Source organism: Acrocarpospora pleiomorpha (assembly GCF_009687885.1).
GTDB classification, from domain to species: domain Bacteria; phylum Actinomycetota; class Actinomycetes; order Streptosporangiales; family Streptosporangiaceae; genus Acrocarpospora; species Acrocarpospora pleiomorpha.
This window is the reverse complement of record NZ_BLAF01000023.1, coordinates 125,866-152,829: the sequence shown is the minus strand read 5'-3', so window position 1 is coordinate 152,829 and position 26,964 is coordinate 125,866. Positions and strand designations below refer to the sequence as shown.

Here is a 26,964-nt window from a genome sequence, read left to right as displayed (position 1 = left end):
CGGCCTCACCCAACCGCCCCAGCGCCCGCAGCACGAACGCCAGGTCGCCCCGGTCGGTCAGAGTGTCGGGGTGCTCCTCACCTGACCACTGTCTGTGGAAGGTCAGTGCAATACGCAAGGCGGGTTCGGCAAGGTGATAGCGGCCTTGACGGTCGGCGGTGGAAGCGATCTGGTCGGCGTCGTCGGGATGGTAGACGTGCGTGAGGGCGGTTTGGATCAGCGGCTCCGGGATGTGGGCCAGAGGGCCTTCGGCTTGCTGGGCGGCGTCTACGAGGTAGTCGAAGACCACGACATGACCTCCAGCCCTGTCGCCCTCTCCTCCGGTCTCGGGTGTGGGCGATAGCAGGGCGGTGGTGGCGCGTCGCGGCCGGGTCGCCCAGGCCCATGCCGCTTCCAGTGGTTCGGGCTGTAGCCGGTGGCCGCCTTTGGCGTCCAGGTAGGTGGTGTGGAGTTCTTCGATCAGGGCGCGGGGGGCGGGGCTGGTGTATCCGGCGCGGCGGCAGTCGATGGCGGCGGCGACCAGGGCGGCACCACGCGGGTTGAGCCCGACGTCCCAGGCGTTGTGGAAGTCGCGTTGGAGTTCGGGGCCGGAGGCCAGGTACTCGGCGATCCCGAATTCGTCGGCCCGCTGGAGCGCTGAGGCGATGCGGGCATCCCAGGTGCGCGCGCGTGCCCGTTCCAGTTCGCTGGGGCTGAACCGGCGCGGTAACCGGATGACCTGGGCCTGTTCCAGCGTCTCTTGGATCTCGCGTCCGCTGGAACGTGCCGTGTCGTCAATTTCGCTCGGGGGGCTGGTCAGGCGGGCTTGTTCGGCGCTGCGCAGGGTGGCCAGGATGACCCGATGACCTTTGCCCAGGGTCAGGCGGGCGATCTGCTCGCGGGTCAGGCCACCGGTGCCGAGATAGTGCTCCAGGTCCGAGAGCCACAGCACGGCCCGGGTGGCGCGGGCGGCATGGTCGATGGCGGCCGGGAGGGCGCTGCGGTCGTGCGGGGCGATCACCAGGTGATCGCGCAGGGTGGCCCGCATGGCTTCGAAGGCGGTCCGGGACTTGCCCGCAGTGGAGTCGCCTACCAGCAGAAGGAATCCTCCGGTGGCTAACTGTTCGCGGACTTGTTCATCGACGTCGCGGGGCACATACACCGGGGGCTTGACCTCGGCCTCGGTAGTGGGCGTGAGCACGATCGCCGGATGCACCCCCAGCCGGAGGGGGTCATCGATCTGCGTGACCGTAGGCAGCCGTCCGCTGGGCAGTACCAGGCAGCCGTCCTGAAGTTTGAGCGTGCTCTCATCGCGGCGGGCCGTCAGCCGCTTGTAGCGTTCTTGGGCCAGACCCGACAGCACGGCCACGATCGCCACCCCTACCGCAGCGCCACCGATCGCCCACGGGCTGGTCACCTTGAAAGCGGTGAGAGCGGCTGTGGCGGCACCTAGCCCGGCCAACGCCACCATGGTGATCAGTAGGCGATGCTCCTGCCACCGGCCCGTCCGCATGATGCCGCCCTTCGCCCGTGACCGGAGATTCGCACGCCGAACAGAAGACGGATAGCGGAACGGTGTCGTTGACACCCAACCGTCACGCCAGCGCCGAGCGCTGCCCACTGAAGGAGATCCTTCGGACGGCGAGGACGGCTCAACCCGCCGTCAGGTTTGCCTGTTGGTTCAAGGCGGGTGGCGGGGCAGGTCGGCGAATTCGTGGTAGCTCGGGCATGAACACGGCAGGCCCGCCGGCTGAGCCCGGCGGGCCTGCGACCCCTCTGGCGAGGGTCTGGGGCCCCCGATTGAGGGCGGTGAGAGGATCACCATCGGGGGCGGCCCGTCCGGACGATACGGGGGCTTCTCCGGACGGGCGTCTTGCGGAGCGGAGCGGGTGAACCGACAGCTCAAGCTTGTGGACGGCCCTCGCTTACCTTCATTCAATCCGTCTGGCCACGCAGGCAACCAGAACCACTTCCCCTCCAGATGAGGGGGCTAGTGGTCCATCCAGCGGCACGGAAAGTTCAGATTTAAGCCCCTGGCCGTTCAGCTGCTAATCCCCTTGTGGGTCACCCTCATGGCTAGGTTTCCAGGCACCCCCGGGCTCGGGGCATATTGCCGCAGGTAAGAGGAGTGTCCCGTGCGAGTGCTTGCCGTTGTTCCCGCCCGTGGAGGTTCGGTGGGAGTTCCGCTGAAGAACCTGGAGCGCGTGGGCGGGACGCCGCTGGTGTCCCGGGCGGTGGAGACGTGCGTGCGCGCGGAGCTGGTCGACACGGTCGTGGTGAGCACCGATCACGCGGGGATCGCGGACGCGGCCGAGCAGGCGGGGGCGCGGGTGGTGCCGCGACCGGCGGATCTGAGCGGCGGGACGGCGTCGAGCGAGTCGGCGGTGCTGCACGTGCTGGACGCGCTCGGCGAGGAGCCGGAGATCGTGATCCTGGTGCAGTGCACCAGCGCCTTCATCGACCCCAAGGACCTGGACGCGGCCATCGCGAAGGTGCTCGACGGCGAGGCCGACGTGGTCTTCTCGGGTATGGAGACCTACGAGTTCGTCTGGAGCATCGACGGCAGCGGGATCAATCATGACCCGGCGCACCGGCCGCGCCGCCAGGACCGCGAGCCGCACTACCGGGAGACCGGCGCGTTCTACGTGATGCGGACGGCGGGGCTGCGCGAGCGCGGGCACCGGTTCTTCGGCACCGTGGCCGTGCAGCCGGTCCCGGCCCGGCACGCCGTCGAGGTGGACACGCCCGAGGACCTGGAGATCGTACGGGCGCTGGCGCCGTTCGTGGACGAGCCGCAGCCGATCGACGTGGACGCGGTGATCACCGACTTCGACGGGGTGCACACCGACGACCGGGCCTACGTGGACTCCGAGGGCCGGGAGATGGTCGCGGTGAGCCGGTCGGACGGCATGGGCGTGGCGCTGCTCAAGCGGTCGGGGGTCAAGCTGCTGGTGCTGTCGACCGAGCAGAACCCGGTGGTGGCGGCCCGGGCGCGCAAGCTGGGCGTGCCGGTGCTGCAGGGGCTGAACACCAAGCAGACGGCGCTGCGGGACTGGCTGGCCATCGAGGGCCTCGACCCGGCGCGGGTGGCCTACGTCGGCAACGACCTGAACGACCTGGCCTGCATGCAGCTGGTCGGCTGGCCCGTCGCGGTTCCCGACGCGCATCCGCGGGTCCGGGCCGCCGCCCGGGTCGTACTCACCCGCACGGGTGGCGCGGGCGCGGTCCGCGAGCTCTGCGACCGGGTGCTGGCGGCCCGCCCGCCGCTGGCGGAGACGGAGCAGCCGCCGCTGAGCCCGCTGACCTTCCGCCCCCGGCCGGCCCAGGCCCCCAGCGTACGGATCGGCGACGCCCTGCTCGGCCCGGGCCACCCGGTGTACGTGATCGGCGAGATCGGCATCAACCACAACGGCGACGTGGACATCGCCCGCCGCCTGATCGACGTGGCCGTCGAGGCGGGCTGCCAGGCGGTCAAGTTCCAGAAGCGCACCCCGGAGATCTGCGTGCCCCCGGAGCAGCGCGGCCAGATGCGGCAGACGCCGTGGGGCGAGATGACGTACCTGGAGTACAAGATCCGCACCGAGTTCGGCCGCGACGAGTACACCCAGATCGCCAAGTACTGCGAGGAGCGCGGCATCGACTGGTTCGCCTCCCCGTGGGACGTGCCGTCGGTGCAGTTCCTGGAGGAGATGGACGTGGTCACCCACAAGGTGGCCTCGGCCTCGGTGACCGACCACGAGCTGCTGCGCGCGCTGGCCGCCACCGGCAAGCCGATCATCCTGTCCACCGGCATGTCCACGCTGGAGGAGATCGACAAGGCGGTGGAGATCCTCGGCACCGCCAAGCTCGTGATGATGCACGCCACCTCGACCTACCCGCTGCCGCCGGAGGAGGCCAACCTCCGCACGATCGTCACCCTCCAGGACCGGTACGGCGTGCCCGTCGGCTATTCCGGCCACGAGCGCGGCCTGCAGATCTCGCTCGCGGCGGTTACGCTGGGCGCGGTCACGGTGGAGCGCCACATCACCCTGGACCGGACGATGTGGGGTTCCGACCACGCGGCCTCGCTGGAGCCGAGCGGCCTCGAGCACCTGGTCCGGGACATCCGGATCATCGAGTCGGCGCTGGGCGACGGCGTCAAGCGGGTCTTCCCCGGCGAGGAGGCCCCCCGGGCCCGCCTGCGCCGCGTGACGGTCTGACCCGGACCGCCGAGCCCTCGGAGGAGGATCTTGATCACGCTGTCGGTCATCGTGCCGGTGCGGGACGGCGAGCCGTACATCGCGGACGCCCTGACCTCGCTGGCGCGCAACGCGCGCGCGGACTTCGAGGTGATCGTCGTCGACGACGGCTCCGCGGACGCGACCGGCGAGATCGTGGCCGAGTTCCGGGACGAGCTGCCCGCGCTGCACGTGATCAGGCACGCCGAGGCGGCCGGGCTGGCGAGCGCGCGGAACGCGGGGCTGAAGCTGGCGTCCGGGCGGTACGTGACGTTCCTGGACGGGGACGACTGGATCGGGCGCGGCTACCTGGTGGCGCTGGTAGCCGCGATCGACGGCCTCGGCTGCGATTTCGTCCGGGTCGACCACGTCCAGTCGGACGGCCGCAAGAGGGAGCCGCACCGCGCTCCGGAGGCCCGCCGTGACGTGGTCCTGGATCCGCGGGACGCGATCCTGCCGACGGCCGCGAAGACCATGGTCGACTATCCGTACGCGTGGGCGGGCATCTACCGCCGCGAGCTCGGCGACCTGCTCGCCTTCCCGGACGGCCTGCACACCGCCGAGGACCGGCCGTGGATCTGGCGGCTGCACCAGCGGGCCAAGTCGTTCGCGGTGGTCTCGCTGTCGGGCGTGTTCTACCGGCGCGGCCTGCCGCAGTCGCTGACCCGGATCGGCGACGAGCGCCAGCTGCACTTCTTCGACGCCTTCGACCTGGTCCTGGCCGAGGTCGAGGATCCGTTCCGGGCGAAGGCGGTCCGGACGTTCTGCGCGTTGCTCGCCAATCACCTGGAGATGAGCGACCGGCTCACTCCAGACACCGCGGCACGTTTCGCCGAGCGCGGCGCGGCGACCCTGGCGGGACTGCCCGCCGACCTGGTGGCCGACGCGCTCGGCAGCCTGGACCCTGACCGCCGCGCCCTGCTGAGGCCCACATGACGACGGTGTTCCACGCCTCCCGCCTGTTCGGCGCGATGACGCTCGCGGCCGCGATCGATTCCGGCGCGTTCGGCCCGTCCGGGCGGCGGGTGCTGATCGTGACCAACAACGCCGACATCCCCGAGATCTCGCTCGGCCTGGACGAGACGCCGGCCTTCGCCACGCTGCGGGACCGCTTCGACGAGGTGCACTCGTGGAACGAGATCATCGCGCCGCTGCACCCGTCGGAGTGGAAGGCCCGCACGATCGAGGTCCCGATGCTTGGCCGGCTGCTGCTGTCCCACCTCGGCGTCACGGACCTGCGGGAACTCGTGCTGGAGTCGGTGATCGTGCCGCCCGCGCGCAGCCTGCCCGGCCTGTTCAAGGACTGCCCGATCACGGTCTACTCCGACGGCCTGATGGCCCACAGCCCGACCCGCGACGTGCTGCCCGGCGAGATCTCCTCCCGGGTCACCCGCCTGATCCACCTCGGCCTGGTCCCCGGCGTCGCCCCGCTCCTGCTCAGCGAGTACGGCGTGCCCGCCGAGACCATCCCCGCCGAGTACTTCCCCAAGATCGAGACCCCGGCGGTCTACGGCGAGGCGATCATCCTCGGCCAGTACCTGTCGTCCCTGGGCATCCTCACCGAGGACGAGGAGAACCAGCTGCACGCCGGGATGCTGCGCGCCGTCGTCGCCCGCGGCCACCGCGAGGTGATCTTCCAGCCGCACCCGGCCGCCCGCCACCGCCAGGGCCGCGAACTACGCCGCCTCGCCGCCGACCTGGGCGCCCGCCTCACCTTCCCCACCGAAGGCACCCCCGCCGAGGCCCTCTTCGCCGCAGTACGCCCAAAGCTCGTGGTCAGCTGCTTCTCCACAGCACTGACCACGGCCAAACTCTTCTTCGGCCTGCCAGTGGCCACAATGGGCACCGAACTCCTACTGGAACGCCTCACCCCGTACGAAAACAGCAACCGCGTCCCGGTCACCATCGCCGACGCCACCTTCCCCCGCCTGGACCCCGACGGCTCCCTCACCGACCCACCCAAGATCGACCTCCCCGGCCTAATCAACGCAGTCGCCTACTGCATGCAACCCACCGCCCACCCCGAACTCCGCGAACCCACCCACTCCTACCTGGAATCCAACGGCCCCATCCGCTACTTCAAACGCCGCCGCCTGGAATCCCTCAACCTCCCCACCCAGCCCCGCTCCCGCCTCCGGTCCCTGATCCGCGGCCGCTAGAGGAACAGCGCGGAGTCCTCGGCTACGCCGTTCTCCCGGCCTATACTTAACACCAGTGTTAAGTTACGCTGGTGACTGGATGGGAAATCGTTCTCGTGGCGGAGGTCGGCGAGTGGTTCGAGAGATTGTGCGAGGAGGATTGGGAGAGCGCTGAGCTGGTGGAAGACGCGATCGATATGCTCGCCCGCGTCGGACCGACGCTAGGTCGGCCATACGCGGACCGGCTCAAAGGTTCGACGAACCATCACATGAAGGAGCTTCGCCCGGGGTCATCGGGGCGGAGCGAGATAAGGATAATCTTCACCTTCGACCCGATCCGTCGCGCGGTGCTCCTTGTCGCCGGCGACAAGGCGGGCGACTGGAGCGACTGGTACGAAGTCAACATTCCACTCGCCGAGAAACGACTCGCCCAGCACGTGGCGGAATTGCATACCAGGGAGTACGAATGAGCGCGGTCGGCTGGGACGAGGTCAAGCGTAAGGCGCACGAGCGGCGGAAGGCGGCCGGGTTGCCGGTGCGCTCGCAGGTGGAGAAAGACGCCGCGATGGAGCGGATGGCGGCTGAGATCCGTGCCTACCGGCTGGCGGAGATCCGCCGGGAACAGGATTTGACCCAGCGTGACGTGGCGGCGGCCATGGGGGTCTCCGGGCCTCGGGTGTCAGCCATCGAGCACGGCGAGCTGGATCGAGTCGAGGTGTCCACCCTGCGCGCCTACGTGGAAGCCCTTGGCGGGAAAATGCGTGTGATCGCAGACTTCGGCGACACCGAATACAAGATCGCCTGATCGGTATACGACAAGCCCTTGGTGGCGAATTACGACATGGCCGAATTAACTGAGACGCATACCTAAAGGGCATTAACGCGGCGATTCTTCTGCTTTATCGGCAAGCTTCCGGATGGCATTCGCGACGGAAGGACGAGTCTTGCGGAAGATCATCACGGCGGGAGTGGTTCTGGGGCTGGTGGCGGGTGGCCCGGCGGAGGCATCCGCCGGAGCGCCGCTTCGGATGGCCGGGGCCGCCTGGTTCGCCGGGGGCGGGGTGCCGATCTGCGGGAGTAGCACCGCGCGGACGTGCGCCGGTCAGCCGCACGTGGGGGGCGTGTCGTCCAACTGGTGGCAGTGTGTGGAGCTGGCGCAGCGGTTCTACCAGCGGCGTGGCTGGCACAAGGGTGTCTTCGCCGGGGTCGGCGTCGCCTCGCACATCTTCACCAAGGCGTCGGCGTTGCGGATGGCGCCCCAGCCCAATGGCGCGATCACCGACATCGTCCCCGGCGACATGATCGTCATGAACCGCACCGGCCAGGCCGGGCACGTCGTGATCGTCGAATCCATCGCCCCGAATCGGGACGGTACCCGCAGCGTGATGACCGTCGGTCAGAACTCGAAGGTCGTCCGGAATCCGATGCGCTGGCACGGTGGCGTCCTCGACAGCTTCTGGGCCTCTTATAGCGTCGCGGGCGTGGTCCGGTCTCCCGCGAACATCGGCATCCTGTCGTACGGCGGCGGTGCCCCCACCTATGAGGAGCTCGTCAACGGCGGTGGCATCCACCCCATCGGAACCGCCCTCCTCTCGGTGACCTCAACCGGCCAGGCCTTCGGCGGCCCGCTCCCCCACCGCCCGCCAACATCCTTGAGCGGCCGCATCGTCGACGCCGCCGCGACCCGGACGGGCAACGGCTACTGGCTGGCGAGCTCGACCGGCCAGATCTTCCCGTACGGCGACGCGAAGCCGTACCCCACGATCAAAGCCGACGTCACGGCGATCACGACCACAGACGAAGGGCTGCTGCTGGCCGACGCCACGGGACGTGTCTTCGCCCCGGGGAAGAAGCCGACCCGCAGCCCAGAAGGCTATTCAGGCCGATTCGTCGACATAGAGGCGACCAAGGACGGCTACTGGCTGCTGACCTCCGCGGGCCAGATCCACGGCACCGCCCCCTGGCACGGCAACGCCACCACCTTCGACGCCGCGATCGTCGCCATGTCCGCGACACCCACCGGCAAGGGCTACGTGCTCCTCGACAAGACCGGCCACGTCTACGCCTTCGGCGACGCGAAACACCTGGGCGACCTGCCTACCGGGTCACCAGAAGCGGCGGATATCACTCATTCCGCCAGCGGCTACACGATCATCACGAAGACCGGGACCACCCATTCGTTCGGCGATGCCCCCGCCACGACCATCACCAAGGGCTTCACCGGCTACTTCTGAAGCGGCATCCGCGGCGAATCAGCGTTGACGTCCCAGAGCCGGATCGTGCCGTCCTCGCTCACGGTGAACACCGTCCGGCCATCCCGGCTGAACCACACAAGGGAAACATAGTCCGTATGGCCGGTCAGGTACTGGACCGCCTGCCGGGTGGCCACGTCGAACAACCAGACGCCGGCCGGATCGCGTTCCATGCTCCCCGCGGCGGTGGCGGCGATCCGGCCGTCAGGACTGAAGGCCAGAGTTCCGGACAGGGTCTGAGCGCTCGGTCTGATGACAAGCTGGCCGTGATGCCGGCCATTGGCCATATCCCACAACCGGGCGCCACCGCTGCCGGAGTAATTCTCGTTGAGCGTGGCCAGCGTCCGGCCGTCCGGACTGAACACCAGCTCCGTGATGTCGAAGACGGCTTTGCCGTTGACGGTGAGCGGATATCGATTCCGGCCGGTGGCGACATCCCACAGCCAGTCACTTTCGTTGCCGATGCTGACCAGGACGCGACTGTCCTGGCTGAACTTCAGCAAGTCGACGTTGTAAGGCGACTCGCCTTCGACAACGAGTTGGTAGCGCGGCGAGCCTGTGGTGGTGTCCCACAACCACGCGGGGGAGTCGCCGGAGTCCAGACTGGCGATCGTGGCCAGCGTACGGCTGTCCGGGCTGAAGGTCAGCGAGACGACTCCGAACAGCGGATCGCCTTCGATGGTGAGCCGTTGCCGGGGCCGGCCGGTCGCCGTGTCCCAGAGCCAGACGCTGCCGCTTTTCGCGCTGACCGCGGCGAGCGTCCGCCCGTCCGGACTGAATCGGGCGAGCGTGACGGGACTGGCGGGGGTGGAAACGGGCCATGCTCGCGGTTGACCGGAGGCGACATCCCAGAAAGAGACCATGCGCTGGTAATCGGTGGAGGGTAGCTCGCTGGTGATGGCAATCGTGCCGCTGTCGGGGCTGAACACCATCGATGTGCCATGGGGAATGACCTGTCCTGGAAAAGTAAGCCGATGACGCAGCCGCCCGGTGCCGGTGTCCCACAGCGACAAACTGTCCCGGTCCTGCATGGCCCGATCGGGGGAATCGAAGTCCTCGATGATGGCGAGCGTGCCGCCATCCGGACTGAAGGTCATGAGGCGGACGGAATGGGCGTGGATGGTGGTCTCGTGTCGCGGCCGCCCGCTGGGATCGTCCATCCGCCACAGAAGCGTGGTTCCGCTGTTGGCCTCCGTGGTGGCCAGTATCGAGCCGTCCGGGCTGATCACCGTGTCCTGCCCCGCTACCAGGGTGGCCCGGGACAGGTCTTCGGGTAAGGCGCCGACGACGACATTCCAGACGACCAGCACGGTCGCGGCGGCCGCCGCCAGCAGAATACGCGGCCGCCATCGAGCCGCCCGCGCCGAGCTTGCCGAGACGGCGGCGTGCGGCTGAGTGGCGAGCCATTCCTGCACGCGAATATGCCGGAACTGGTACATGCCGCCCGACTGGCGTAGCAATTCCTGCTCCCTGGTGAAGGCCAGGAAGCTCAGCAGGCGCCACGGCAACCGGCCCTGGACCGCGAGTATCAGCCGGGCGATGACGAAGCGCGGCCAGGCCCGGGTCAGCAGCACCAGCAGGCCGAACCCGAGACCGATCAGCACGCTCGCGCTGCCGGACACCGTTGCGATGATCATCAAGGCGGTCCGGTTGGCGCGGCTGAAGTCCAGTGGCTGGGGTTCGCCCGACCATCCGGTGCCCACCGCCTGGCTGATACCGGCGATCATCATGCCAAGCCTGAGCGCGGGGATCAGCGCCAGCCCGAGAATCGTGCCCGCCGCCACCGCTCCGACGAGCGCGGAACGGCGATCCTGCTGGAGGAACCCGAGCGGGCTGGCCTGGACCGACCGCGCGGGCGGCGCGTCCAGCCAGCTGTGGGCGGCCATCGCGACGCCGACGAGACCCACCAGCGCCCCGCCCATCAGGAACTCGGTCCAGAAATCACCGGCGATCGGCGTGAACCCGAAGGAGAACAGCACGTAGAAGATGGCGAGCGTCACCATCACCGGTACGAACAGGATCGTGGCCAGCGCCACTCCGGTCCGGAATCCCCGGCGCAACCGCCCCAGCGACCCGGCCGCCGCGAAGGACAACCGCCCGGGCGCGCGGCCGGAGCCGACGAACCAGGCCACGATTGCCAGCAGCGCGAAGGTGACGCTCACGACCAGGCCGACGGTCATCCCGCTGGCCGCCACGCTGTCGAACCCCTGCACCAGGACCAGGCCCACCATCGTGAGCAGGAAGAACAGGCCCCAGCTCAGGCCGATGCCGGGCGCGACCCACGGTGACAGCAGGCGCTGGCTGAGCTGCCACCAGGCCAGGTCGCGTTCGCGATGCTGATGCAGATAGCGGGCCAGGAAGATCAGCCAGTTCCTGGCTTTGTCCGCGTTCCACGCGGGCTTGCCGGACGGCCGGCCCGAGGCCGCGGGTTCCGGCCGGTAGGCGGCCTCGATCATCCGCTCGACCAGCCGGTCCTCGACCGCGTGCCGGGAGTCGAGCCGGGAGTCGTCCAGCAGTTCGGCCGGATCTCCGCCGAGCCGCTGGTAGACGCGCCGTGCCATCGAGACCATCAGCGGCGTGGACAGCGCGGTGGCGACCGGGCTGTCCGGATCGGAGCGCAGCCGGGCGAACACCGGCGTCCAGTCGGTCTCCGGCGACCAGTCCACCTCGGCCAGGTAGGCGATGACGTCGTCGACCGGAACCGGGGCGACCTCGACCACCGGCGCGCGGCGCAACACGGGCACGCCGCCCTCGATGACATCCTCGTACTCGGCGGACCTGCAGGTGACCACCACGGGCTGATCGCGCCCGATCGCCCGGTTGATGGCCCGGACCGCCGTGCGCCGGGACGACTCGGGGATCTCGTCCAGCCCGTCGACGACCGGCAGTAATAAACGGCGGTCGTTCAGCAGCCGGGGAATCTCGCGCTGGCCGTTGTAATAAGAAGTGGCCAGCGCCTGAACGATCCACTCGTCCATGGATTCGCTGATCGGATCCCAGGAGGAGGCGGGCAGCAGGACGGGCACCCGCGTGCCCGCCGCACGGCTTTCCAGCAGCCCGAGAGTGAGCAGTATCGCCAGCACACTTTTTCCCGCGCCGGGTTCTCCCAATATGACGAGACGCTCACTTCGGACCCGCTGATATTCGGTGGCGAGTTGGCGCATGGCCTGTTCGAATCCGGCCTCCAACCGGCCGTCCAGGCGCAACCTCACAACGCGTCCGGTTTCGGGGAGCCCGGTAAGGACATCGGCGTCGTCGCTGACGTCACGTTCGGTCGCCGACCAGGTCAGAGGCAGCACGCCGGTCTCGCGAAGCCCGCGGGCCCTGGCCTCGTCCAGCCATTGTCCCTGAATGCTTTCGGCCAGGTCGTCAGCCAATTCCTGGGCGATGAAAGCCGCACGCGGACGGTCGCGCAGGTAGTCGGCGATCGACACGCCGAGCGCCGCCACGCCCACGAACAGGCTGATCACACTGGCGCGGGAATCGTTTCCGGGCAGGTCGGAACTCAGCATCCATCCCGCCAACACGACAAAAGCAATTCCCAACGCCAAAATTATCGCATTACGGATGTTTCGCCGTCTCCTGCCGGGCACAGAACGGATCATAAACGATGGCTGTGCCATAACGAGGCAGGGCCACCATAACCCTCTGAATACGACTTAAGTAGCGACCTCTTTTGGCCGGCCCGTAATTCGAGTTCCGATTGGCGAATCGGCGACCTCTGTCACGCCGGTGGTGGGCCGATGATCTGGTAGCCATGCCGGGTGGCCACCTCGGTCAGCAGGGTGGCGTCGGGTGGGCCGGAGCCGGCGATGTCGGTGGCGAAGTGTTCGAAACCGGCCGGCCAGGTCAGCTGGAGTAGGCGCAGGGGGTGGTCGCCCCGGTTGGCGAAGGCGTGGGGCAGGTGGCGGGGCAGCAGGACGAAGGCGCCGGCTTCGGCCTGCCAGGCCTGGTCGCCGCAGTGGACGTGGATCGTTCCGGCCAGCACGTAGAACGCCTCGTCGTCGTGCTGGTGCACGTGGTGGGGGGTGGCGAAGCCAGGAGGGCACTCCTGCTCGATGAGGGTCAGGGCGTCGCCGGTCTGCGCGTGGCCCGCCTTGATGGTCATGGTGGTGCCGAGGAAGTCGAGGGTGGTGCCGGCGCCGGCGGGCAGGTAGAGCGCGCTCATGATCGCTCCTCGTGGGTGTAGAGCCGGATCTCGATGCCGTCGGGGTCGAGGATGCCGCCGATCAGCCAGCCCACGCTGCCTTCGGTGAGTTCGGTGTGCTCCACGCCGAGCACGTCCAGACGGTCCGACCAGCCGCGTAACTCCCGCACGGTCGGCACGCCGAGCGCGAGCGGATCCAACCCGGCCAGCCCGGCCGCCCGCGGCGGGTCCTCGCGCAGCGCGAGCATGAGGGTGTGGCCGGCATCGCGCAGCGCGACGCCGCGCAGGACGCCGTCCTCGACGAACTCGATCGCCACCTCGAGACCGAACACGCGCCGGTACCACTCCAGGCTCTTGTGCACGCTCGAGACGGGCAACTTGACGTGGTGGAAGCCACCTAAGACGGTCATGATCACCTCGTTTGTAGTATCACTCTAAAGCAATACTCTAAAGTGGTACTCTAAATCGGTGCCAGACGTCAAGAGCTCCAAAGGGCGCTCCGCGCAGACCAGAAGCCGGATCGTGAGCGCCGCGCACGAGCTGTTCGTCGTGCGGGGTTATGCCGGGACGACCTTCCAGCAGGTCGCCGACGCGGCCGAGGTGTCGGTGCAGACGGTGTATTTCCACTACGGAAACAAGAGCCAGCTGCTCAAGCACGTGGTCGACGTCGCCTCCGTGGGCGACGACGCGCCCGTGCCGCTGCTGCGACGGCCGTGGTTCGCCGCGCTGCAGGAGGCGCCGGATCCGGCGGCGGTCGTGCGGAGGTGGGTCCACCTCAGCGGCGTCATCCTCGACCGGGTCGCCCCCGTCCTCGCGGTGGTCCGCGACGCCGCCGCCGGCGATCCCGACATGGCCGCCCAATGGGCCGCCAACAGCGAGCAACGGCACACCGCGCACGGCGAGTTCGTCGCCATCCTGGCCCGCCGGCACGCCCTGCGGCCCGGCCTGACCAGGCGCCGGGCCACCGGCGTCACCGTCGGCCTGCTGTCGCCGGACCTGTTCCTCGTCATGACCCGCGAATGCGCATGGACCACGGCACAGTGGGAAAAATGGGCCACCGACCACCTTTCCCACGGCCTGCTGCTAGGCGCGCGGCAGTAACGGCGGACACCCGGCCACCCTCGACGAACTTCAGAAGGGCTTCAGGTAGCGGCGGATTCGGCGTTTGGTGCGGTAGCCGTACCTGAGGACGCGGGGCGGGATTTCGATGCGGAGGCGGGCGCGGCGGCGGGCGGAGGCGTGGGCGGGGCCGTCGAGGAGGGAGCGTGCCGGGGTGAGGGAGCCCTCGCGGGCGGCGATGACGAGGGCGGACAGGCGGGAGATCCAGTCGCTGGTGGCGGCGTCGTGGAAGTAGTTGGCCTGGCACCAGTCGGGGGCGGGGGTGCGGAAGTCGGCTTTGGCCAGGTCGTCGAGGGTGCCGAGGGTGCCGCTGCCCTCGAAGACGAGGTTGATCATTTCGGCGCTGACGCCGAAGTCGGACAGGATCAGCAGCGGGACGTCCTGGGCGATGGCCTCCAGGGCGGCGGTCGAGCTGACCGTCACGAACCCGCCCGCGCGGGCCAGGTGCTCGTGCATGGGACCGGCCTCGAAGCGGACCGCCCCGGCCCGGACCCGGCCGTCGGCGGCCATCGTGGTCCAGAGGCGCTCGTAGTGGTGGCGCTCGTTGTGGGTCTGGCGCTCGTCGTCGCGGGCCCGGAGCTTGACCACGATGTCCAGCTCGGGCCGGGCGTCGGCGAGCGACTGCAGCGCGAGCAGGATGTTCTCGCGATCCTCTCGCTTGGCCGGGACCTTGGCCTGGGTCGCGAAGATCACCCGATCGCCGCTTCCCCGGCTCCCCAGATCCAGGTACGGCAGGCGCGCCAGCGCGATCTCCCCGCCCCCGCCGAGCTCCCCCGCCAACTGGGTGAACTCCCCCACCTCACGGCCGCTGTGCAGGATGAACAGGTCGCAGCCGCTGCGGAACAGCCAGGCCTTCTCGGTCGCGGGCACCGAGATCCCGGGCAGCCCGGTCGCGAACACCGGCCGCGGCTTCAGCCCGGCCAGCACCTCGGCGGCCAGCGCGTCCACCACCGGTCCCGTGCAGGCCAGCAGCACCACGTCGGGACGGAACCGCTCGGCCGCCTTGCGCAGGCCGCGGGCGCCGAGCACCTGCGTCGGCCCCTCCTCGTCCGGCGACTGGACCGGCGACCGGGCCGCGTCGAATCGGGTGCCGCTCACAGCCGCCGCGATCTGCCCGGGCGACGGGGTGATCGGGGTGCGGACGACCGCGAGCTCCGTGGTCCAGCCCTGGGGCGCGGCGTCGAGCAGGCCCGCCGCCCATTTCAGGTACGAGTCGGAGTCGGCGACGGCGAGCACGCGCAGGGGAACCGGGACGAGCAGGCGGTCAGGGGTGGCGCGGGTCAAGGAGCAACCCTTTCATGGGCGAAGAGTTGGAGATGGGAACGGAGGGACGGACCGGCGGAGGCCGTCCACCAATCGTCGGGGACCTCGACGGTCTCGATCGAGACGCCGCGGGCCCGCAGCAGGATGCGCAGCGAGGTGACGGCCGTGGACGGCAGGCTGAGCACCCGCTGGCCGGGGCGCAGGCCGCGCAGCGTCATCTCGGCGGGCACGCCGGTCTCGTACACGGTGACGCCGGAGATGCGCCGGACCCGTTCCAGGTCGCGGGGGTCCTCGCGGCGGTGCGGGTAGTACGCGACCGGTTCGTCGATGGCGGCCAGCCACTTCACGTACGCGTCCCGGTGGATCAGGCCGTTGCGCACCAGCGAGGTGCCGAGCACGACGGTCCGCTCGTCGGGGGGAACGTCGCCGGGCTGGGAGCGCAGCCAGGTGAAGTCATGCCGCACCAGTTCGGCGCCGCGGGCCTGGACGGCCTCGGCCAGCTCGTCCGGAACCGGGAGCGCGGTGAAGACCGAGAGCCTGCCGCCGCGCAGGCGCAGCCCGGCGGCGGCGCCGAGGATCGAGCGGGCCAGGCCGGATTTGACCCGGGCGCGCAGCAGCGGGCGGCGGGCGACCAGCAGTTCGAGCAGCCGGATCGTGGCCAGCCCGTCGTCGACCAGGACGACCCGGCGAGGGGCCGAGGTGAGCAGGTTGAGCTGCACGCGGCCGGAGAAGGCGTCACCGAACACCCAGGTCTTGCCGGGTTTGGGCATGCGCGCGGCGGGGTCGGCCAGCTCCAGTCCCGGCGGGAGGTCGAGACGGGTCATCTCGGCGCGGGTGCGGCGCAACGCGGGCAGCCCTGACCGCGGCACGACCGTGGTGGCCGGGCCGAGCAGACCGGCATGCTGTGCCTCGATCACGCACAGCAGCTGTAAGGGGGATTCCACCCACGCGACGGCCTGGCCGTCCGAACTCTCCGAGGACCCTTTCACGACGGGCTCACCGTAGCCGTCAGATGCGACGGAACAGGGAACAACCGGTTAACAGCCGCCCACGGGACAACTGCCACGATCTTCACCCCCTGTGAGCGCCGGGACGTTTCCGCAGGTGGTAGCCCGGCAATGATCTGCTCCATGGGTAAATGGTGGGTCTGGGTGGCTGTGGTGGCGTTGCTGGGTTCGGCGTTCCCCGCGCTCGCGGAGAGGTCGCTTCTGCCGGAGACGGCGGGCAAGCCGAACATCATTTTCATCTTGACCGATGATCTCGATACCAACGACCTATGGAAGTTTCCGAACATTTCATCTTTGCTCATGCGGCAGGGCACGACTTTCTCACGATTCTTCGTCGCCAACCCGTGGTGCTGCCCGTCCCGCTCGTCGATCCTGCGATCGCAGTACGTGCACAGCCATGGTGTGACCTCCAACCGCAACCCGACCGGCGGTTTCCCGAAATTTCATGCCATGGAGGGCTCGACGCTCGGGACCTGGATGCAGGACGCCGGATACCGCACCGCGTTGATGGGCAAGTACCTCAATCAGTACCCAGACGGGGTCTATCCCACCTACATCCCTCCCGGCTGGGACGAATGGGTGGTTCCGGTCACCCACCTCTACCAGGAGTACGGCTACCTGCTCAACGACAACGGCAGGCTCGCCGGTCACGGCTACGCGCCCGAGGACTACCTGACCGACGTGCTGGCCCGCAAGGCGGTCGACTTCGCCGCCCAGGACGACCCGTTCTTCCTCTACCTGTCCCCCGTCGCCCCGCACCGCCCCGCCAACTACGCCCCCCGCCACGAGAAGGCGTTCCCGGGCGCGCGGGCCCCGCGCACGCCCGCCTTCGACCAGCATGACGTCTCCGCCGAACCCGCCTGGCTGCGCAAGCGCAAACCGCTGTCGGAGAGCGCGATCGACTCCATCGACAGCCAGTACCGCGACCGCCTGCGCGCCATGCTCGGCGTGGACGACCTGGTCGGCGACCTGGTGACGGAGCTCACCCGGACCGGCAAGCTGGCTGACACCTACCTGTTCCTCACCTCCGACAACGGCTTCCATCTCGGCCAGCACCGGCTCAGGCCGGGCAAGACGACGCCCTTCGAGGAGGACATCCGGGTGCCGATGATCGTGCGCGGTCCCGGCGTCGCGGCCGGTCGCAGCACCGACGTGCTCGGCTCCAGCGTGGACTTCGGCCCCACCTTCGCCGAGCTCGCCGGAGCCCGCCTGCCCGGCTTCTGCGAGGGCCGCTCGCTGGTGCCCGTCCTGCACAACCGGCCGGTCAGCTGGCGTGACGCCGTGCTGGTGGAGTTCGTGCGGCCGGATTACGCCACGGGATCTCCGCCGACGTACCGGATGCTGCGCACGGCGCGGCACAGCTATGTCGAGTACGAGACCGGCGAGAGCCAGCTCTACGATCTCGCCGCCGACCCGAACCAGCTCCACAACCTCGTCGCCGGCGCGGATCCCGCTCTGATCGCCCACCTGTCCAGCCGCCTGGCCGCCCTGCAGTGGTGCCAGGGCGCCGGCTGCCGCGTGGCCGACGCCGCCCTGCCGGAGGCCTCCTAGCCCGCCTCGCAGCCCGCCTCGTAACTCCGCCCCCCAGCCCGGGGGGCGGAGCTGCGCGTGTCACGGAGAGTGGCAGCCTGGAACGCGCACGGGAGCGCTCCCAAATGCCTACATGCGGCTTATGTCATGAAATGCCGGAATCTGACTGTGCAACCTGTCCAGGAGTAACAGTTAGGTTTCGGCATATTGACGCCCGCGTTGCGTATAGTGGACTCTTCGTGGGAGCGCTCCCAACGCAGACTCAACGCAGGGCCACGTTGTCGGGGACTGGTCCGGGAGCTGCCCCCAAACGAGATTCGGGAACCACCTGAGAGGGGTCCGGAATGATGAACAACACGCGCCGCGGCAGGCTGCTCGCGGCCGTCGCGGTTGGCGCCCTTGCCTTGTCGGCCGCCGCCTGCGGTTCGGACGACCCGGCGCCCGCCGCCGGAGCCAGCGGCACCGCGTCGGCCCCGGCGGAGAAGGTCGAGATCACCCTCCAGACCTTCGGCGGCGGTGAGAACTTCGCGTACGACGACGCGGTGGCGGCCTGGAACGCCAGCCACCCCAACATCCAGGTCAAGTACGTCAACCTGACCGACCGCTTCGAGGACACCTACCTGCCGCAGGTGCTGCAGTGGCTGGAGGCCGGCAGCGGCGCGGGCGACGTCATCGCCATGGACGAGGGCGCGATGGGCCTCATGTCGGCCCGCCCGCAGTACTTCGCCGATCTTGGCCAGTACGGCCTGGACAGCCGCAAGGCCGACTTCCCCGAGTACAAGTGGAACACCGGCGTCAACAAGGACGGCAAGCTCTACGCGCTCGGCACCGACATCGGCGGCATGGCCATGTGCTACCGGACCGACCTGTTCAAGCAGGCCGGCCTGCCCACCAACCGCGACGAGGTCTCGGCCCTGTGGCCGGACTGGAACGCGTACCTGGAGACCGGCAAGAAGTTCAAGGCCGCGATGCCCAAGGTCGGCTTCGTGGACGGCGCCAACACGGTCTACAACTCCGTCCTCGCGCAGGAGGCCGGCAAGAACGGCGGCCAGGTCTACTTCGACCAGAACCAGACGCTCATCGTCGACAAGAACCCGGGCGTCAAGGCGGCGTTCGACTACGTGCAGACGCTCAGCACGGCCGGTCTGACGGCCAAGCTGCGCTCCTGGACGGAGGAGTGGAACACCGCCATGCAGAAGGGCGGCTTCGCCACCATGGGCTGCCCGAGCTGGATGCTCGGCGTCATCTCCGGCACCTCCGGCGACGCCAACAAGGGCAACTGGGACGTCGCGGCGGTTCCCGGCGCCAGCGGCAACTGGGGCGGCTCCTGGCTGATGGTCCCGTCGCAGAGCAAGCACCCGAAGGAGGCCGCCGAGGTCCTCAACTACCTGACCGGTAAGGAAGGCCACGTCGCCGCCTTCAAGGAGGGCGGCAACTTCCCGAGCAGCATCCCGGCCCAGCAGGACCCGGCCGTCGCGGACGCCAAGAACCCCTACTTCAACGACGCGCCGAGCGGGCCGATCTTCGCCGCCTCGGTCGCGCAGCTGTCGCCGGTGTTCTTCGGTGAGAAGCACGCCCAGGTGAAGGCCGCCGTGGAGGAGGTCCTCGTGGGCGCAGACCAGGGTTCGGTCAAGTGGGCCGACGCCTGGACCCGGTTCGTGGAGGAGGGCGTCAAGGCCGCGGGCTGATCCCCCGGCCGCGAACGTCACCGGCCCCCCGCAGCCCGCGGGCGGGCCGGTCGTCTCGACTCAAGAGCGGCCAGAGCGGGACCCCGCCCTCTGGCCGCTCCTTCCACGAAAGGTTTCCGTGATGAGCCTCGACGTCGACGCGGGCCATAGGACCCGCACGCTGCCGTCGAACCAACGGCGGCACGCCCGGCCGCCAGGACCCCGGCGGCTGTTGTCCTGGCTGGACCTGCGGGCAGCGCCCTATTTCTTCGTCTCCCCGTACTTCGTGCTCTTCGCGATCTTCGGCATCTTCCCGCTGATCTTCACGCTCTGGGTCTCCCTGCACGACTGGCAGCTCGCCGGCGACAAGACCTTCATCGGCATGGAGAACTACACCGAGCTCCTCGCCGACGACAAGTTCTGGAACTCCGTCGTCAACACCGTGGGCATCTTCGTGATCGCCACGGTGCCGCAGCTGCTGCTCGCGCTGCTGCTGGCCAACGCGCTGAACAAGAAGCTGCGCGGTCGGCTGGTGCTGCGGCTGAGCGTGCTCGCGCCGCTGGTCACCTCGGTGGTCGCGGTGGCGGTCGTCTTCACCCAGCTGTACGGGCGCGACTACGGCCTGGTCAACTGGCTGCTCAGCCTGTTCGGGGTGGACGCCATCCACTGGCAGAACGAGAAATGGACGTCCTGGATCGCGATCGCCACGATGGTGGACTGGCGCTGGACCGGCTACAACGCGATCATCTACCTGGCCGCCATGCAGACCATCCCCAAGGACCTGTACGAGGCGGCCGCGATCGACGGCGCCAGCCCCCGGCGCCAGTTCTGGGGGATCACCGTCCCCCTGCTCAAGCCCACGATCATCTTCACCGTGATCGTCTCCACCATCGGCGGCTTCACCCTGTTCGCCGAGCCGGTGATGTTCGGCGCCGGGCTCATGACCGGCGGCACCACGGGCCAGTTCCAGACGGTGGCCATGTTCATCGTCAAGGAGGGTTTCCGTGACTTCCAGTACGGCTACGCCGCGGCGGCGGCCTGGATCCTGTTCCTGCTGATCCTGATCTCCGCTCTGATCAACTTCGCGCTCGTCCGCGGCCTCGGGAGATCACGATGACCACGCTGACGCAGACCCGGCCGAGGGCGCCCCGCGCGGGCGGCGCCCGGCTCGACCCGTTCCGGGCCACCCCGTTCACCAAGGCCATGCTGGCCCTGGCGATCTTCCTGTCGATCTTCCCGATCTACTGGATGATCATCATCGCCACCCGCAGCAACGAGGACGCGCACAGCGTGCCGCCGCCGTTCCTGCCGGGCGGCAACCTGGGCGAGAACATCCAGGCGGTCTTCGACGCCGAGAACGCCCACTTCATGACCGGCATCATCAACTCGATCATCATCGCGTCCACGGTCACGCTGGGCATCGTGGTGATCTCGACGCTGGCCGGTTTCGCGTTCGCCTCGCTCAACTTCCGCGGCCGCAACCTGCTGCTGCTGTCGGTCGTGCTGACCATGATGGTCCCCCTGCAGCAGATGGGCATCGTCCCGCTGTACCAGATGATGGTCACGCTGGGCTGGACGAACACCCTCAAGGCGGTCATCCTCCCGTTCCTGGTGAACGGGTTCGGCGTCTTCCTGATGACCCAGTACACCCGGCAGGCGGTGCCGCGGGAACTGGTCGAGGCGGCCCGGGTGGACGGCGCCAACACGATCAGGATCTGGTGGAACGTCGCGGTCCCGGCGGTCCGGCCCGGCATGGCGGTGCTCGCCATCCAGACCTTCATGCTGATCTGGAACGAATTCCTCTGGCCGCTGATCATCCTGACCCCGGACAATCCGACCGTGCAGGTCGCGCTCCGGGCGCTGAATGACCGATACTCCACCAACTACGTGCTCATCTTCGCGGGCACCACGATCTCGATCATCCCGCTGCTGCTCGTCTTCGTCCTCTTCGGCCGCCAGATCATCGGCGGACTCATGGAAGGCGCGGTCAAGGAGTGAGCCCGCGAGCGGAAATTATTCACTACCCATTAGGCAGCCCAACAAGCGCATCGGTCACACGGCCGGCGAAGGAGGAGGACGCGTGACCACCCAGAAGACAGACACCCAGCTCGAAGCCCCGGCTCTGGTGTTCCCCACCGGTTTCGTGTGGGGTTCGGCCACCTCGGCGTACCAGATCGAGGGCGCGGTCGCGACCGACGGGCGCGGCCGCTCGATCTGGGACGCCTTCGTCGCCCAGCCCGGCCACGTGGTCAACGGCGAGCACGCCGACGTCGCGATCGACCACTACAACCGCTACCGGGACGACGTGCGCCTGATGGCCGACCTCGGTCTGTCCGCGTACCGGTTCTCGGTGTCCTGGCCCCGGATCCAGCCGCTCGGCAGCGGCGCGATCAACACCAAGGGCCTGGACTTCTACAAGAGCCTGGTGGACGAGCTGCTCAGCTACGGGATCGACCCGTGGGTGACGCTCTACCACTGGGACCTGCCGCAGGCGCTCGAAGACGCGGGCGGGTGGCCGTCACGAGACACGTCGAAGCGCTTCGCGGACTACGCGGCGGTGGTGCACGGGGCGCTCGGCGACCGGGTGAAGAACTGGAGCACCGTCAACGAGCCGTGGTGCGCGGCGTACCTGGGGTACGCCTCGGGGGAGCACGCACCGGGACGGCGTGAGCCCGCCCTGGCGATCCACGCCGCGCACCACCTCAACCTGGCCCACGGCCTGGCCGTGGAGGCGATGCGCGCCCAGCACGCCGACTCCAGGATCGGCGGCTGCGTCAACCTGTACGCGGTCACCCCGGCCACCGAGAGCGAGGCCGACCAGGACGCGGCCCGCCGCATCGACGGCCTGCAGAACCGCTTCTTCCTGGACGCGATCATGCACGGCCGCTACCCGGACGACGTGCTGGCGGACGTGAGCCACCTGACCGGCCCAGAGTTCATCCAGGACGGCGACCTGGCGAAGATCGCGGCACCGCTGGACATGCTGCTGATCAACTACTACAGCCGGTTCACGGTGTCCGGCGCGCCCGGCGGAGCCCAGTCGGCCGCCGCCGCGCCCACCGACTCCGGATCACCCTGGGTCGGCAGCGAGCACATCGGTTTCGTCAACGCGGGCCACCCGGTGACGTCCATGGGATGGGAGGTGGACGGGACCGCTCTGTACGAGGTGCTCACCCGCCTGGTCCGCGAGTACCCCGCCATTCCTCTGTACATTTCAGAGAACGGCGCCGCCTACGACGACGTCCTGACCGAGGACGGCGCCGTCCACGACGTGGAGCGGCGCGCCTTCATCGAGACCCACCTGCGCGTTTGTCACCAGGCCATCGAGGGTGGCGTGCCCCTGCAGGGCTACTTCGCCTGGTCCCTCATGGACAACTTCGAATGGGCCTGGGGCTACGGCAAGCGGTTCGGGCTGGTCTATGTGGACTATTCAGCACAGACGAGGATCCTGAAAGATAGCGCTCTCTGGTACGCCGAGACCATCCGGCACGGAGGCCTTCGGGGTCCGGCAGAATAGGCCCAAGTGATGAGGGGGCAGATTTGATGAACGGGGACCGCCGCTTGGCCGCCAGACCGACTCTCGAAGCGGTCGCGGCCAGGGCCGGGGTCGGGCGTGGCACGGTGTCACGGGTCATCAACGGGTCGCCGAAGGTGAGCGACAAGGCCCGCGACGCCGTCCTGCTCGCCATCGACGAACTCGGATATGTGCCGAACCGGGCGGCCAGGACCCTGGTCACCAATCGGACCGACACCATCGCGCTGGTGGTGTCGGAGTCCGAGCAGCGCGTGTTCGACGAGCCGTACTTCGCGGGGCTCATCCGCGGCATCGGCTCGGCGCTGGCCGAGACCGGGCTGCAGCTGATCCTGAGCATGGCGCAGAACAGGAACGAGCACGACCGGCTGGAGAACTACCTGACCGGGCAGCACGTGGACGGAGTCCTGCTGACCTCGGTGCACGGCGCCGACCCGCTGCCGGGGCGGCTGGAGAACCTGGGCGTGCCGACCGTGCTGGGCGGCCGTCCGGTGGGGCTCAATCCGTACAGCTACGTGGACATGGACAACCGGGCCGGGGCCCGGCAGGCGGTGAAGTACCTGCTCGGCAACGGCCGGTCCCGGGTGGCCACGATCGCGGGCCCGCAGGACATGGGCGTGGGCGTGGACCGGCTGGCCGGGTATCGGGACGCGCTGCTCGCCACCGGCACGCCGGAACGGGTGTCGTACGGCGACTTCTCCGAGGAGAGCGGCTCCACGGCGATGCGCGAGCTGCTGGACCGGCACGGCGACCTCGACGCGGTGTTCGCGGCCTCCGACCCGATGGCCGTGGGAGCGCTCCGAGTGCTCCGGGAACGCGGCAAGTCGGTCCCCGGCGACGTCGCGCTGATCGGTTTCGAGGACTCCAAGGTGGCCCTGCACACCGATCCCCCGCTCACCAGCGTCCATCAGCCGACCGAATCCATGGGCCGGCAGATGGTCCAGCTCCTGGTGGCCCGGATCAACGGCGAACCGCTCGAACAACCCGTGGTCATCCTGGACACCCACTTGGTGATCCGGGCTTCTACCTGACTGGGGCGCCCGCGCGACGCGGGCGCCCCTCAGTAGGGATCATCGTAACGGGGCTCTGCCGGGTATCGCGGCCAGCAACGCCTTGGTGTATTCGTGACGCGGGGCTTCGAAGATCTGCTCGGTCCGTCCGATCTCGACCACCCGGCCCTGGCGCATGACGAGGATGCGATGGGCGATCTGCCGCACCACCGCCAGGTCGTGCGAGATGAAGAGATAGCTGAGCGACAGTTCCTCCTGGAGGCGGACGAGAAGGTCGAGGATCTGCGCCTGGACCGACACGTCGAGGGCCGAGACGGGTTCGTCGCACACGATCAGATCGGGCCGGCACGCCAGTGCGCGGGCGATGGCCACCCGCTGGCGTTGCCCGCCGGAAAGCTCGGTCGACCTGCGGCGGAGCAGGTCGGGGCCGAGCGCCACCTCCTCGAGCAGCCGCGTGACCGTTCGCCGTCGTTCGGCCGCCGAGCCGGAGGTCAGGGCTTTCAGGGGTTCGGCGACGCAGCGTTCCACGGTGAATCTGGGGTCCAGGGTGGACGCGGGGTCCTGGTGGATCAGTTGGACGTGCCGGCGTAGCCGCCGGAGGTCGCGTCCGCCGGCCGCGGTGATGTCGCCGCCCTTGAAGAGGATGCGGCCGGAGGTCGCGTCGGCCAGTCGCAGGACCATCCGGGCGGTCGTCGTCTTGCCCGAGCCGGATTCGCCGACGATGGCCACGGTTTCGCCGGGATGGACGTCGAAGCTGACGCCGTCGACGGCCACGGCGGTCCGGCGGTACACCTTGCCCAGGTCGCGGACGGACAGCAGCGGCGGCCGGCCGGCCGGGGGCGGCTGCCGTACCCGGCGCGCGGAGGTCAGGCTGGGCGCCGCGGCGATGAGCCGCCGGGTGTAGTCCATCGTGGGCTCGTTGAGGACCCGCGCGGCCGGGCCGGTCTCGACGACCTGCCCGTGGCTGAGGACGACGATCCGGTGGGCCCGTTCGGTGGCGACGGCGAGGTCGTGGGTGATCAGCAGGACCCCGGTGCCGTCGGCGTTGAGCGCCGTGATCTGGTCGAGGATGGTGCGCTGGACGGTCACGTCGAGCGCGCTGGTCGGCTCGTCGGCGACGATCAGCTGGGGCCGCAGGGCGATGATGAGGCCGATGAGCACCCGCTGGCGCATGCCCCCGGAGAGCTCGTGGGGGTAGCGGCGCGCCTGCAGGTCCGGGTCGTCGAGCCCGGCGGCCGCGAGGGCCTCGGCCACCTGGCCTCGTACGCTCCGCCGACCGGCCAGCCGGTGCGCGAGCAGCGCCTCGGCCACCTGGTCGCCGACGCGCTTGACGGGGTCCAGCGCGGCCAGGGGGTCCTGGGCGATGAGGCCGATCCTTCTGCCGCGGATCTCCCGCCACCGCCGGGCGCCGAGCCCCAGCAGGTCGCGGCCGTGGAACGCGATCCGTCCCGACAGCCGCGCCGTCGACGGGGTCAGGCCGAGTACGGCCCGGGCCATCGTCGACTTGCCGGACCCTGACTCACCGACAACGGCGACGACCTCGCCGTTACCCACAGTGAGGCTGACCCCGTCCAGCGCGGGGCTCGTCGTGCCGGCGCGGTAACGCACGCGAAGATCGTCGATGGACAACAAAGGGGTCATGACACGCGCGGGAAGAGCAGGTCACGAAGAGTGCCGCCCTCGTAGCCGGTACGGAAGAGGCCGGCCTCCTGCAACAGCGGGACGACGTCGGCGACGACGTCGTCCAGGCCGCTCGGCATGAGGTGGGTGGACAGGACATAGCCGTCGCATGCGCCGGCTCTGAACCGTTCCGCCATGGTGGTGGCGACCTCCTCCGGGGAGCCGACGAACGTGGGCTTGGCGTAGATCTCGACCATGAGGCTGCGCAGGGTGTGGCCGTCGCGTTCGGCCAGCGCCCGCCACGACGCGACGGTCGCGCGAGGGTCGGCCTTGGACTGCACGCGCCCCTGCATCACCGGTGCGTCCCGCACGTCGGGCCCGATGTCGGGAAGCGGCCCGTCCGGGTCCCAGCCGTGCAGGTCACGCCCCCACACCTGCTCGGCGAAGGCCAGGGCGCGCTCGGGCCCGATCTGGGCGAAGCCGATCTCGCGGGCCCGCTCGGCGGCGTCCCGCGCGGTGTCGCCCAGCACGATCCTGGCGATCGGCAGGACCAGCACGGACTCCGGGGCCCGGCCCGCGGCGACGGCGCGCGCGTCGATGTCGCGGCGGAAGGCGATGCCCTCGTCGAGGCCGCTGTGCCGCGAGAAGATGACATCGGCGACCGACACGCCGAAGTCCCTGCCGCCGGAGGAGTCACCGGCCTGGATGAGGATCGGCTGTCCCTGCGGCGAGGGGGGAATCGCCGGCCGGCCCCGCACGTCGACGTACCTGCCCGCGTACTCGGCGGGCGCGGTGGATGCCGGGGCGCGTTCCCACAGCGCGCGGCAGGCCGACAGCACCTCCCGCGCCCGGACGTAACGATCGGCGTAGGGGAGGTAACCGCCGCGGCGGAAGTTGGCGCCGGTGAACGCGTCCGAGGACGTCACCATGTTCCACGCCGCTCGTCCGCCGCTGAGGTGGTCGAGCGTGCCGAAGGCCCGCGCCAGCTCGGCCGGTTCGTAGAACGTCGTGTTCACCGTCGCCGCCAGCCCGATCCGGTCGGTGACCTCGGAGAGCGCGGCCAGCAGGGCGAAGGAGTCGGGGCGGCCGGCGATGTCGAGCTCGAACAGCTCGCCGCGCTGCTCGCGCATCCGCAGGCCCTGACCGAGGAAGAAGAAGTCGAACAGGCCGCGCTCCGCGGTCCGCGCCGCGTGGCGGAAGGAGGAGAAGGCCATCTGGTCGCCTGCCCGGGGGTCCCGCCACACCGTGGTGTGGTTGACGCCCTCCACGAACGCCGCCAGATGCATCCGGCGAGGTCGTGACGGCAGCGAGGGGATACCGCCTGTCGACGGCGCGTTGGGCATGGGCTGAAGGATAGCGGGTCGTTTTGTGCTCCTTCGTTACACCCCCGGCAGAGCTTTTGTTACAGATTCAGTGCCTCAACTAGCTCGATACGTACCAGCTAGGCGGTTGACACGGGAGAAAGGGCTCCGCTAACGTCCCT

Annotated in this window: 20 protein-coding genes and 1 pseudogene; 13 read left to right on the top strand and 8 right to left on the bottom strand. The window is 69.2% G+C overall.

Annotation, left to right across the window (positions count from 1 at the left end):
- A pseudogene (locus Aple_RS21645) lies at positions 1-1,492 on the bottom strand (tetratricopeptide repeat protein); the annotation flags it as partial.
- A 622-nt stretch (positions 1,493-2,114) separates the two neighbouring features.
- On the opposite strand from Aple_RS21645, the gene Aple_RS21640 reads away from it, so the two are divergent.
- The 6 genes from Aple_RS21640 (at position 2,115) to Aple_RS21615 (ending at position 8,568) form a co-directional block, all read left to right on the top strand.
- Positions 2,115-4,178: an N-acetylneuraminate synthase family protein gene (locus Aple_RS21640; RefSeq protein ID WP_155346466.1), complete on the top strand. Its 2,064-nt coding sequence runs from the start codon at positions 2,115-2,117 to the stop codon at positions 4,176-4,178.
- 30 nt (positions 4,179-4,208) lie between these two features.
- Positions 4,209-5,132, top strand: coding sequence for a glycosyltransferase family 2 protein (locus tag Aple_RS21635; protein ID WP_155346465.1), 924 nt, complete (start codon positions 4,209-4,211; stop codon positions 5,130-5,132).
- Positions 5,129-6,355, top strand: a complete 1,227-nt coding sequence (locus tag Aple_RS21630; RefSeq protein ID WP_155346464.1) for a polysialyltransferase family glycosyltransferase — start codon at positions 5,129-5,131, stop codon at positions 6,353-6,355. The genes Aple_RS21635 and Aple_RS21630 overlap by 4 nt, the downstream gene beginning before the upstream one ends.
- A 71-nt stretch (positions 6,356-6,426) precedes the next feature.
- Positions 6,427-6,804 carry a type II toxin-antitoxin system RelE/ParE family toxin gene (locus Aple_RS21625; protein WP_218038450.1) on the top strand — a complete coding sequence of 126 codons (378 nt, stop codon included), beginning with the start codon at positions 6,427-6,429 and terminating at the stop codon, positions 6,802-6,804.
- Positions 6,801-7,139: an XRE family transcriptional regulator gene (locus Aple_RS21620; protein WP_155346463.1), complete on the top strand. Its 339-nt coding sequence runs from the start codon at positions 6,801-6,803 to the stop codon at positions 7,137-7,139. Before Aple_RS21625 ends, Aple_RS21620 begins: the two co-directional genes overlap by 4 nt.
- A gap of 139 nt (positions 7,140-7,278) precedes the next feature.
- Positions 7,279-8,568, top strand: a complete 1,290-nt coding sequence (locus Aple_RS21615) for a CHAP domain-containing protein (RefSeq protein ID WP_155346462.1) — start codon at positions 7,279-7,281, stop codon at positions 8,566-8,568.
- Here the strand turns inward: Aple_RS21615 and Aple_RS21610 are convergent.
- The 3 genes from Aple_RS21610 to Aple_RS21600 all read right to left on the bottom strand — a co-directional run bounded on the left by Aple_RS21610 (position 8,559) and on the right by Aple_RS21600 (position 13,143).
- Positions 8,559-12,098 (bottom strand): NACHT domain-containing protein, encoded by a 3,540-nt coding sequence (locus tag Aple_RS21610; RefSeq protein ID WP_170321605.1) that lies wholly within the window; start codon positions 12,096-12,098, stop codon positions 8,559-8,561. The two genes, Aple_RS21615 and Aple_RS21610, sit on opposite strands and share 10 nt — an antisense overlap.
- Positions 12,099-12,310: 212 nt before the next feature.
- Positions 12,311-12,754: a cupin domain-containing protein gene (locus Aple_RS21605; protein ID WP_155346460.1), complete on the bottom strand. Its 444-nt coding sequence runs from the start codon at positions 12,752-12,754 to the stop codon at positions 12,311-12,313.
- Positions 12,751-13,143 (bottom strand): VOC family protein, encoded by a 393-nt coding sequence (locus Aple_RS21600; RefSeq protein WP_155346459.1) that lies wholly within the window; start codon positions 13,141-13,143, stop codon positions 12,751-12,753. Before Aple_RS21600 ends, Aple_RS21605 begins: the two co-directional genes overlap by 4 nt.
- Before the next feature lie 58 nt (positions 13,144-13,201).
- On the opposite strand from Aple_RS21600, the gene Aple_RS21595 reads away from it, so the two are divergent.
- Complete coding sequence (locus Aple_RS21595) at positions 13,202-13,834, top strand: TetR/AcrR family transcriptional regulator (protein WP_246264683.1); 633 nt, start codon at positions 13,202-13,204, stop codon at positions 13,832-13,834.
- Positions 13,835-13,864: 30 nt separating this feature from the next.
- Here Aple_RS21595 and Aple_RS21590 read toward each other — a convergent pair whose 3' ends face one another.
- Positions 13,865-15,136, bottom strand: a complete 1,272-nt coding sequence (locus Aple_RS21590; protein ID WP_246264682.1) for a DUF6716 putative glycosyltransferase — start codon at positions 15,134-15,136, stop codon at positions 13,865-13,867.
- Complete coding sequence (locus Aple_RS21585; RefSeq protein WP_155346458.1) at positions 15,133-16,104, bottom strand: hypothetical protein; 972 nt, start codon at positions 16,102-16,104, stop codon at positions 15,133-15,135. Before Aple_RS21585 ends, Aple_RS21590 begins: the two co-directional genes overlap by 4 nt.
- 141 nt (positions 16,105-16,245) lie before the next feature.
- Here Aple_RS21585 and Aple_RS21580 point away from each other — a divergent pair, with 141 nt between their 5' ends.
- The 6 genes from Aple_RS21580 to Aple_RS21555 all read left to right on the top strand — a co-directional run bounded on the left by Aple_RS21580 (position 16,246) and on the right by Aple_RS21555 (position 23,882).
- The gene (locus Aple_RS21580; RefSeq protein WP_246264681.1) at positions 16,246-17,673 is read left to right on the top strand and encodes a sulfatase family protein; all 1,428 of its coding nucleotides are present in this window, start codon (positions 16,246-16,248) and stop codon (positions 17,671-17,673) included.
- 323 nt (positions 17,674-17,996) lie between these two features.
- Positions 17,997-19,340, top strand: coding sequence for an ABC transporter substrate-binding protein (locus Aple_RS21575; protein WP_155346456.1), 1,344 nt, complete (start codon positions 17,997-17,999; stop codon positions 19,338-19,340).
- 121 nt (positions 19,341-19,461) lie between these two features.
- Complete coding sequence (locus Aple_RS21570; RefSeq protein ID WP_155346455.1) at positions 19,462-20,436, top strand: carbohydrate ABC transporter permease; 975 nt, start codon at positions 19,462-19,464, stop codon at positions 20,434-20,436.
- A complete protein-coding gene (locus Aple_RS21565) occupies positions 20,433-21,317 on the top strand; it encodes a carbohydrate ABC transporter permease (RefSeq protein WP_155346454.1) in 885 nt (294 codons plus the stop codon). Before Aple_RS21570 ends, Aple_RS21565 begins: the two co-directional genes overlap by 4 nt.
- An 82-nt stretch (positions 21,318-21,399) precedes the next feature.
- On the top strand, positions 21,400-22,836 hold the full coding sequence (locus tag Aple_RS21560) for a GH1 family beta-glucosidase (protein ID WP_155346453.1): 1,437 nt from the start codon (positions 21,400-21,402) through the stop codon (positions 22,834-22,836).
- A 26-nt stretch (positions 22,837-22,862) separates the two neighbouring features.
- Positions 22,863-23,882: a LacI family DNA-binding transcriptional regulator gene (locus tag Aple_RS21555; RefSeq protein WP_155346452.1), complete on the top strand. Its 1,020-nt coding sequence runs from the start codon at positions 22,863-22,865 to the stop codon at positions 23,880-23,882.
- A gap of 39 nt (positions 23,883-23,921) precedes the next feature.
- Here Aple_RS21555 and Aple_RS21550 read toward each other — a convergent pair whose 3' ends face one another.
- Together Aple_RS21550 and Aple_RS21545 are read right to left on the bottom strand one after the other, a co-directional pair.
- Positions 23,922-25,502, bottom strand: a complete 1,581-nt coding sequence (locus Aple_RS21550; protein WP_155346451.1) for a dipeptide ABC transporter ATP-binding protein — start codon at positions 25,500-25,502, stop codon at positions 23,922-23,924.
- Entirely contained in the window at positions 25,499-26,824 is a 1,326-nt protein-coding gene (locus Aple_RS21545) for an NtaA/DmoA family FMN-dependent monooxygenase (RefSeq protein ID WP_155346450.1), read from the bottom strand. The genes Aple_RS21550 and Aple_RS21545 overlap by 4 nt, the downstream gene beginning before the upstream one ends.
- Between the last annotated feature and the right edge of the window lie 140 nt (positions 26,825-26,964).

Excerpts from the sequence above, each read along its gene's own strand:
- Aple_RS21630 (WP_155346464.1), top strand. The coding sequence starts at position 5,129 with ATGACGACGGTGTTCCACGCCTCCCGCCTGTTCGGCGCGATGACGCTC.
- Aple_RS21620 (WP_155346463.1), top strand. The coding sequence starts at position 6,801 with ATGAGCGCGGTCGGCTGGGACGAGGTCAAGCGTAAGGCGCACGAGCGG.
- Aple_RS21610 (WP_170321605.1), bottom strand. The coding sequence starts at position 12,098 with ATGCTGAGTTCCGACCTGCCCGGAAACGATTCCCGCGCCAGTGTGATC.
- Aple_RS21605 (WP_155346460.1), bottom strand. The coding sequence starts at position 12,754 with ATGAGCGCGCTCTACCTGCCCGCCGGCGCCGGCACCACCCTCGACTTC.
- Aple_RS21600 (WP_155346459.1), bottom strand. The coding sequence starts at position 13,143 with ATGACCGTCTTAGGTGGCTTCCACCACGTCAAGTTGCCCGTCTCGAGC.
- Aple_RS21580 (WP_246264681.1), top strand. The coding sequence starts at position 16,246 with ATGGGTAAATGGTGGGTCTGGGTGGCTGTGGTGGCGTTGCTGGGTTCG.
- Aple_RS21575 (WP_155346456.1), top strand. The coding sequence starts at position 17,997 with ATGATGAACAACACGCGCCGCGGCAGGCTGCTCGCGGCCGTCGCGGTT.
- Aple_RS21570 (WP_155346455.1), top strand. The coding sequence starts at position 19,462 with ATGAGCCTCGACGTCGACGCGGGCCATAGGACCCGCACGCTGCCGTCG.
- Aple_RS21565 (WP_155346454.1), top strand. The coding sequence starts at position 20,433 with ATGACCACGCTGACGCAGACCCGGCCGAGGGCGCCCCGCGCGGGCGGC.
- Aple_RS21555 (WP_155346452.1), top strand. The coding sequence starts at position 22,863 with ATGAACGGGGACCGCCGCTTGGCCGCCAGACCGACTCTCGAAGCGGTC.
- Aple_RS21550 (WP_155346451.1), bottom strand. The coding sequence starts at position 25,502 with ATGACCCCTTTGTTGTCCATCGACGATCTTCGCGTGCGTTACCGCGCC.
- Aple_RS21545 (WP_155346450.1), bottom strand. The coding sequence starts at position 26,824 with ATGCCCAACGCGCCGTCGACAGGCGGTATCCCCTCGCTGCCGTCACGA.